This window comes from Vibrio sp. 10N.261.52.A1 (genome assembly GCF_002876325.1).
Lineage (GTDB): Bacteria > Pseudomonadota > Gammaproteobacteria > Enterobacterales > Vibrionaceae > Vibrio > Vibrio chagasii.
The window spans coordinates 1-7,265 of the sequence record NZ_MCYD01000672.1 but is presented as its reverse complement, the minus strand read 5'-3'; the positions used below and the strand labels follow the sequence as shown (position 1 = coordinate 7,265).

Genomic DNA, 7,265 nt, shown 5'->3' with positions numbered 1-7,265 from the left:
CCGACAATGTAAGCCACAGGCTCACCAGTTAAACGACGTTTTAAAAGGGCTTGAAATTCAGACTCTTGCTCTGAGGTGAGGTACTTCTCAGGCCAAGTTAACAGGTAAGATCGTGGTTTATCTAAAGCGTGACAAAGCAGTACCGCAGCATCAATTGAGGGTGACGTGTTGTCACCCTCTTGAAGCGCTACGATTGCTGCTTTTAATGCACTTTCAACCGTATAGGCAGATTGCATAAGGTTTAGTTGTTCTCAGCTAGCGCAGCAAGTTGGTCTGCTTGGTGCTCTTGTAGAACCGGATCAATCAGGCTTTGCATGTCACCTTCTAACACTTCGTTCAGGCGGTAAAGTGTTAAGTTGATGCGGTGATCAGAAACACGACCTTGCGGGTAGTTGTAAGTACGGATACGGTCACTACGGTCACCCGAGCCTAGTAGGTTACGACGCGTGTCAGATACTTCAGCCGCACGGCGCTCTTCTTCAGCTTGTACAATACGCGCAGCAAGAACAGCCATCGCCTTCGCTTTGTTTTTGTGTTGAGAACGCTCGTCCTGACACTCTACTACTGTACCTGTTGGCAAGTGAGTAATACGGATAGCTGAATCCGTGGTGTTAACGTGCTGACCACCCGCGCCAGATGCACGGAAGGTATCGATTTTCAGGTCTGCAGCCTTAATTTCTGGAAGATCCGCTTCTGGGATTTCTGGCATAACAGCAACAGTACATGCAGAAGTATGAACACGGCCTTGAGATTCAGTCTCTGGTACACGTTGAACACGGTGACCGCCTGATTCAAACTTCATTACTCCGTAAACACCGTCACCGCTTACTTTAGCGATCATCTCTTTGTAGCCGCCTTGCTCTGAGTCATTGCTGCTCATTACTTCAACGCGCCAGCCTTTCTTCTCTGCAAACTTAGAGTACATACGGAAAAGGTTACCCGCGAAGATACCCGCTTCATCACCACCGGCACCGGCACGGATCTCTAGGAAACAGTTACGCTCATCGTTTGGATCTTTAGGTAAAAGAAGAATCTGAAGCTCATCAGTTAGACGCTCAATCGCCTCTTTCGCTTCTTTAATCTCTTCCTGCGCCATTTCGCGCATCTCTTCGTCGTCTTCCTGCGCCATATCTTCGGCAGCTTCTAGATCGTCTTGAGCTTGCTGGTAAGCTTGGAAGCACTTAGTCACTTCTTCTAACTGAGAGTACTCTTTAGATAGTGCACGGAATTTGTTTTGATCACCGATCACATCTGGATCGCCAAGCAGGTGTTGAACTTCTTCGTAGCGTTCAACAAGTGTTTCAAGCTTTACTAGAATCGAGGCTTTCATAATGTCTTATCTTGTTGGAGGTCTAATATTATTGAGGGTCTTCTAGGCCCAAACTCTGTCTAATGACCGTTAATTTCGCAGGTTCTCCTTGCTCAGCAGCACTTTGTAGTGCGCGGGTTGGAGCATGGATCAATTTGTTTGTGAGCTTATTACTAAGCTCTAGTAAAACTTTCTCAGGGTCACCGCCAGCGGCAAGTGATTGTAAACTTTTACTCAATAATTCTTCGCGAATTTCATTCGCTGACTTTCGGTACTCACGAATACTGTCGACCGCTTGTAGTGAGCGCATCCAACTCATGAACGCGGCACTTTCTTCACTGACGATCGCTTCAGCTTGGATTGCTTCCACTTTACGTTGCTCGATGTTGCCATCAACAATCGACTGCAAATCATCAACCGAATACAAGTAAGCATCGTTCAGTTCGCCAACCTGTGATTCCACATCACGAGGCACCGCAATATCAACCAATAACATAGGTTGATGCTTTCTTGTCTTTAGAGCGGTCTCAACCATACCTTTACCAATAATTGGCAGCGGGCTTGCGGTTGAACTGATCACAATATCAGCTCTGTGCAGATGGTCCGGAATTTCATTTAAGCTGATCACTTCCGCACCAAACTCTTCGGCTAGCCCTAAAGCACGCTCACGAGTTCGGTTAGCCACAATCATTTTAGTACAGCCATTTGCTGAAAGATGCTTAGCCACGAGTTCAATCGTTTCACCAGCACCAACTAACAGCACAGTAGAATCCGCAATCGACTCAAAAATATGTTTAGCTAGAGTACAAGCTGCGTAAGCCACAGACACCGCACTTCCGCCGATTTCTGTTTCAGTTCGAACGCGCTTCGCCACAGAAAATGATTTCTGGAACAGCTTTTCCATTGAAGCATCAACAGATTTACTACCACGAGAGTCTGTATAAGCTTGCTTAACCTGACCTAAGATTTGCGGCTCACCCAAAACCAAAGAGTCCAAACCACAAGCAACGCGCATTAAATGTTTAATGGCAGCCTGCTCTTCATGGATATAAAGACTTGGCTTTAGCTCTTCAGGGCTCACTTGGTGGAAAACCGACAACCAATCGATAAGCTTGTTTTTTGCTCCGCTTTTAACGTCACAATACACTTCAGTTCGGTTACAGGTAGAAAGTATGACACTTCCATTTACGTGTGCATTTGCGTTAAGTTGCTTGAGTGCCTCAGACAGTTTATCTGGACCAAAAGCGACTTTTTCTCGCAATTCAACCGACGCTGTATTGTGATTGATACCTACGGCAAGCAAAGACATGTATCAGAAGTTCTCGATCAGGGAATGGAAACAAGGGGCGAATTTTACTTGATGCATGGCTCTATTTAAAGAGCAAGCGGGATTTGTTTTCCTGAGTTCGTGAATTCAATGCTATAGTTGAAGCGTTTTTTAGATGAATTTGAACAAGTTGTGAGCAAATATGGGCAAGCTTCGTAAAATCGCGTCTCTTATTTTTATTACCATAATCATGGTGGGTTGCTCGTCTATCCCGGAACAACCGACGAGTGTTGAATGGCAAACACACCAAAGCCGCCTATTACAGATAGAAAACTATCAAGCTTCAGGTAAGCTTGCCTACATCTCTCCCGAGCAGCGCCAAAGCCTCAATTTCGTTTGGAAGCACTCTCCAAATCAAAGCCAATTAAGACTCACCACTTTCCTTGGTCAAACCGCATTAAACCTGACCATTGATCCATCTGGCGCCAAAGTTGTCACTTATGATGACCAAGTATTTACCCACGCGAGCGCCTCTATTTTGGTTGAGCAGCTTACAGGCTTGAAGATCCCTGTTGATCATCTGCCACAATGGTTCCTTGGCATTCCAGACCAAGCGGATAGCTATCAGCTAAATACAACCAACACCCTTGAGTCACTGACCAAGCAAGTCAGCAACCAACTATGGACTCTGAGTTTTGCTAACTATCGCAATACAGAGATGCCGAGTACGCTGCAATCTGGTGAAGACAAAGTAAATGTGGAGACGATTCCGCTCCCTACTCGACTCTCTTTCAAGCAAGACCAAAACAAAATCAACATCGTAGTTTCAAAGTGGACACTGAAAAAATGATTACAACACCAACACACTGGCCTTCTCCAGCAAAGCTGAATCTATTTCTTTATATCACTGGCCGACGTGATAATGGTTACCACGAGCTTCAAACACTCTTTCAGTTCGTTGACTTTGGTGATGAACTGACGGTTACCGCAAACTCAGAAACGAGCTCGATAACCATCACGCCAGAAATACCTGGTGTAGCGCTTGAAGATAACCTAATTTGGAAAGCCGCTACTGCACTTCAACAGTACACCTCGACCTCTTTCGGTGCCGATATTGAGTTAAAGAAAGTGCTACCAATGGGTGGTGGTATTGGCGGAGGCTCTTCAAATGCTGCAACTGTGTTAGTGGCGCTTAATTACTTGTGGCAACTGAATCTTTCTGATGATCAACTTGCAGAGATCGGTCTGAACCTTGGCGCTGATGTACCAGTGTTTGTGCGAGGCCATGCCGCGTTTGCTGAAGGCGTTGGTGAGCAGTTGCTACCTGCTAATCCGGATGAAAAATGGTATCTCGTGGTTAAGCCTCAAGTGAGCATAGCAACTGTAGACATATTCACACATCCAGAATTAACCAGAAATACGCCAAAGCGAGCGCTATCAACGCTTCTAGAGCAAGAATACGTAAACGATTGCGAAAAAATTGTTCGAATGCTGTACCCAGAGGTTGATAAGCAACTTTCATGGCTGCTACAATACGCGCCGTCGAGATTGACTGGCACAGGTTCGTGCGTTTTTGCTGAATTTAGCAGCAAAAAAGAAGCCGAATTGGTGCTAGAAAAACTGCCTGACACCGTTTCCGCATTTGTAGCGAAAGGACGAAACACTTCTCCTTTAAAAGAAACGTTGGCTGAATACCACTCAGCCCACCCACAATCTATTTAAAACTGGACGCAACCCGAGGTTTCCACCGTGCCTGATATGAAGCTATTTGCTGGTAACGCAACACCTGAACTAGCCCAACGTATTGCTGATCGTCTATACATCTCTCTTGGCGATGCTACTGTAGACCGTTTTTCTGATGGCGAAGTCGCTGTTCAAATCAATGAAAACGTTCGTGGTAGCGATGTATTCCTGATTCAATCAACTTGTGCACCAACCAATGACAACCTAATGGAATTGGTGGTAATGATTGACGCAATGCGCCGTGCTTCTGCTGGCCGTATTACTGCTGTAATCCCTTACTTCGGTTATGCCCGTCAAGATCGTCGTGTACGTTCTGCACGTGTGCCAATTACTGCAAAAGTTGTTGCAGATTTCCTTTCTAACGTTGGCGTAGACCGCGTTCTTACTATCGACCTACACGCAGAGCAAATCCAAGGCTTCTTCGATGTACCAGTTGATAACATCTTCGGTACTCCAGTTCTTCTAGAAGACATGGCTAACCGTGGCCTAGAAAACCCAGTTGTGGTTTCTCCAGACCTTGGTGGTGTTGTACGTGCTCGTGCAACGGCTAAAGCGCTAGGTGACGTTGATATCGCTATCGTTGATAAGCGTCGTCCACGTGCTAACGTTTCTGAAGTAATGAACCTAATCGGTGATGTTGAAGGCCGCGACTGTGTTATCGTTGATGACATGATCGATACAGGTGGCACACTATGTAAAGCAGCTGAAGCGCTTAAAGAGCGCGGTGCTAAGCGTGTATTCGCTTACGCAACTCACGCTGTTTTCTCTGGTACTGCTGCGAACAACATCAAGAACTCTGTTCTAGACCAAGTTATCGTAACGGATTCTATCTCTCTATCTCCAGAGATGGCTGCGACAGGTAAAGTAACAACACTTAGCCTTTCTCGCATGCTTGCTGAAGCGATTCGTCGTATCAGCAACGAAGAATCAATCTCAGCGATGTTCAACTAATCAAGGCTATTTAGCTTTGTTTTAGAAACTCGTTAGAGAAAGACATTAAGCACTTCATTTGATGAAGTGCTTTTTTTATATCTGGTGACTGTTGTTTATCACAGCTTGGAATAATCATGGTGCCATCAGCTAGCTCGCACCTTTTTCATAAACTGTGATATCATACGGCGCTTTTTGAAATCCCAAGAGAGATCCATACCTTGAGCCAACAAATAAAACTTCTCGTTGGACTGGCTAATCCAGGTCCAGAATACGCCAAAACTCGCCACAATGCGGGTGCTTGGGTAGTTGAAGAATTAGCACGTGTACACAACGTAACACTGAAGAACGAACCAAAGTTCTTTGGCCTAACGGGTCGTATCATGGTTCACGGTGAAGATCTTCGTTTGCTGATCCCAACGACTTTTATGAACTTGTCAGGCAAAGCAGTTGCAGCTTTGGCAAAGTTCTACCAAATTAAACCAGAAGAGATCATGGTTGCTCATGATGAGTTAGACCTTCCTCCTGGTATTGGAAAGTTCAAAAAAGGTGGTGGTCATGGTGGACACAACGGTCTAAAAGACATCATCAGCAAGCAGGGTAACAATAAAGAATTCTATCGTCTGAGATTAGGCATCGGCCATCCTGGACACAAAGATAAAGTTGCAGGTTATGTATTAGGCAAAGCTCCGCAAAAAGAGCAAGAGTGTATCGAGGCCGTCGTTGACGAATCGGTTCGCAGCCTAGACATCTTATTAAAAGATGGCCTACCAAAAGCACAAAATCGCTTACATACGTTCAAAGCAGAATAAGGTTTATATCATGGGTTTTAAATGTGGCATCGTTGGTCTACCAAACGTTGGTAAGTCAACTCTGTTTAACGCACTGACTAAAGCAGGCATCGAAGCAGCAAACTTTCCATTTTGTACGATCGAACCAAACACAGGTATCGTTCCAGTTCCAGATCTACGCTTAGATGCATTAGCAAAAATTGTTAATCCACAAAAGATCCTTCCAACAACGATGGAATTCGTTGATATCGCTGGCCTAGTTGCTGGTGCATCTAAAGGTGAAGGTCTTGGTAACAAATTCCTAGCGAACATCCGTGAAACTGACGCGATCGGTCACGTTGTACGCTGCTTTGAAAACGAAAACATCGTTCACGTTTCTGGCAAAGTATCTCCAATCGAAGATATCGAAGTGATCAACCTTGAACTTGCACTGGCTGACTTAGACAGCTGTGAGCGTGCAATTCAACGCAACGCTAAGAAAGCAAAAGGCGGCGACAAAGACGCTAAATTCGAAATCACTGTATTAGAAAAGCTACTACCAGTTCTTACTGAAGGTGGTATGGCGCGTACTGTTGAACTAGCGAAAGAAGAAGCGGCAGCAATCGGCTACCTAAACTTCCTAACACTTAAGCCAACAATGTACATCGCAAACGTTGCTGAAGATGGTTTTGAAAACAACCCTTACCTCGATGCTGTTCGTGAATACGCTGCAAAAGAGAACAACGTTGTTGTTGCTGTATGTGCTGCTATCGAATCTGAGCTTTCTGAGCTTGACGACGAAGATCGTGAAGAGTTCCTAGCGGACATGGGTATCGAAGAACCAGGTCTAAACCGAGTGATCCGCTCTGGTTACGAACTACTTACTCTTCAAACTTACTTCACAGCGGGCGTTAAAGAAGTTCGCGCTTGGACAATTCCTGTAGGTGCAACTGCGCCACAAGCGGCTGGTAAGATCCACACTGACTTCGAAAAAGGCTTCATCCGAGCTGAAGTTGTTGGTTTTGATCACTTCATCGAATTTAACGGTGAGAGCGGTGCAAAAGACGCAGGTAAATGGCGTCTTGAAGGCAAAGAATACATCGTAAAAGATGGCGACGTTGTTCACTTCCGCTTCAACGTATAATTGCTGATTAAATATCGGTTAAAAGGCCAGTGAATTTCACTGGCCTTTTTGTTTTTACTCTTTAGCAAGAGTTCGACATCAGAAAGTTAACTTCCTATATAT

Annotated in this window: 7 protein-coding genes and 1 pseudogene; 5 read left to right on the top strand and 3 right to left on the bottom strand. The window is 45.1% G+C overall.

From position 1 onward, the window contains the following. From BCT81_RS12860 to hemA, 3 genes and pseudogenes are all read right to left on the bottom strand, one after another. A pseudogene (locus tag BCT81_RS12860) lies at window positions 1-236 on the bottom strand (protein-(glutamine-N5) methyltransferase, release factor-specific); the annotation flags it as partial. Window positions 237-241: 5 nt separating this feature from the next. Then, window positions 242-1,330, bottom strand: a complete 1,089-nt coding sequence (prfA, locus tag BCT81_RS12855) for a peptide chain release factor 1 (RefSeq protein WP_102424664.1) — start codon at window positions 1,328-1,330, stop codon at window positions 242-244. Between the two features lie 28 nt (window positions 1,331-1,358). Beyond that, window positions 1,359-2,618, bottom strand: coding sequence for a glutamyl-tRNA reductase (hemA, locus tag BCT81_RS12850; RefSeq protein WP_008224514.1), 1,260 nt, complete (start codon window positions 2,616-2,618; stop codon window positions 1,359-1,361). A gap of 160 nt (window positions 2,619-2,778) precedes the next feature. Here hemA and lolB point away from each other — a divergent pair, with 160 nt between their 5' ends. The 5 genes from lolB to ychF all read left to right on the top strand — a co-directional run bounded on the left by lolB (window position 2,779) and on the right by ychF (window position 7,163). After that, on the top strand, window positions 2,779-3,426 hold the full coding sequence (gene lolB, locus BCT81_RS12845; RefSeq protein ID WP_061034148.1) for a lipoprotein insertase outer membrane protein LolB: 648 nt from the start codon (window positions 2,779-2,781) through the stop codon (window positions 3,424-3,426). Further along, window positions 3,423-4,298, top strand: a complete 876-nt coding sequence (gene ispE, locus BCT81_RS12840) for a 4-(cytidine 5'-diphospho)-2-C-methyl-D-erythritol kinase (RefSeq protein WP_102424663.1) — start codon at window positions 3,423-3,425, stop codon at window positions 4,296-4,298. Before lolB ends, ispE begins: the two co-directional genes overlap by 4 nt. Window positions 4,299-4,325: 27 nt before the next feature. Further along, on the top strand, window positions 4,326-5,270 hold the full coding sequence (locus BCT81_RS12835) for a ribose-phosphate pyrophosphokinase (protein WP_004739814.1): 945 nt from the start codon (window positions 4,326-4,328) through the stop codon (window positions 5,268-5,270). Window positions 5,271-5,470: 200 nt separating this feature from the next. Then, a complete protein-coding gene (gene pth / locus BCT81_RS12830) occupies window positions 5,471-6,061 on the top strand; it encodes an aminoacyl-tRNA hydrolase (protein ID WP_004739815.1) in 591 nt (196 codons plus the stop codon). Window positions 6,062-6,071: 10 nt separating this feature from the next. Further along, window positions 6,072-7,163 carry a redox-regulated ATPase YchF gene (gene ychF, locus BCT81_RS12825; RefSeq protein WP_063523318.1) on the top strand — a complete coding sequence of 364 codons (1,092 nt, stop codon included), beginning with the start codon at window positions 6,072-6,074 and terminating at the stop codon, window positions 7,161-7,163. The last annotated feature ends 102 nt before the right edge of the window (window positions 7,164-7,265 follow it).

Excerpts from the sequence above, each read along its gene's own strand:
- prfA (WP_102424664.1), bottom strand. The coding sequence starts at position 1,330 with ATGAAAGCCTCGATTCTAGTAAAGCTTGAAACACTTGTTGAACGCTAC.
- hemA (WP_008224514.1), bottom strand. The coding sequence starts at position 2,618 with ATGTCTTTGCTTGCCGTAGGTATCAATCACAATACAGCGTCGGTTGAA.
- ispE (WP_102424663.1), top strand. The coding sequence starts at position 3,423 with ATGATTACAACACCAACACACTGGCCTTCTCCAGCAAAGCTGAATCTA.
- lolB (WP_061034148.1), top strand. The coding sequence starts at position 2,779 with ATGGGCAAGCTTCGTAAAATCGCGTCTCTTATTTTTATTACCATAATC.
- ychF (WP_063523318.1), top strand. The coding sequence starts at position 6,072 with ATGGGTTTTAAATGTGGCATCGTTGGTCTACCAAACGTTGGTAAGTCA.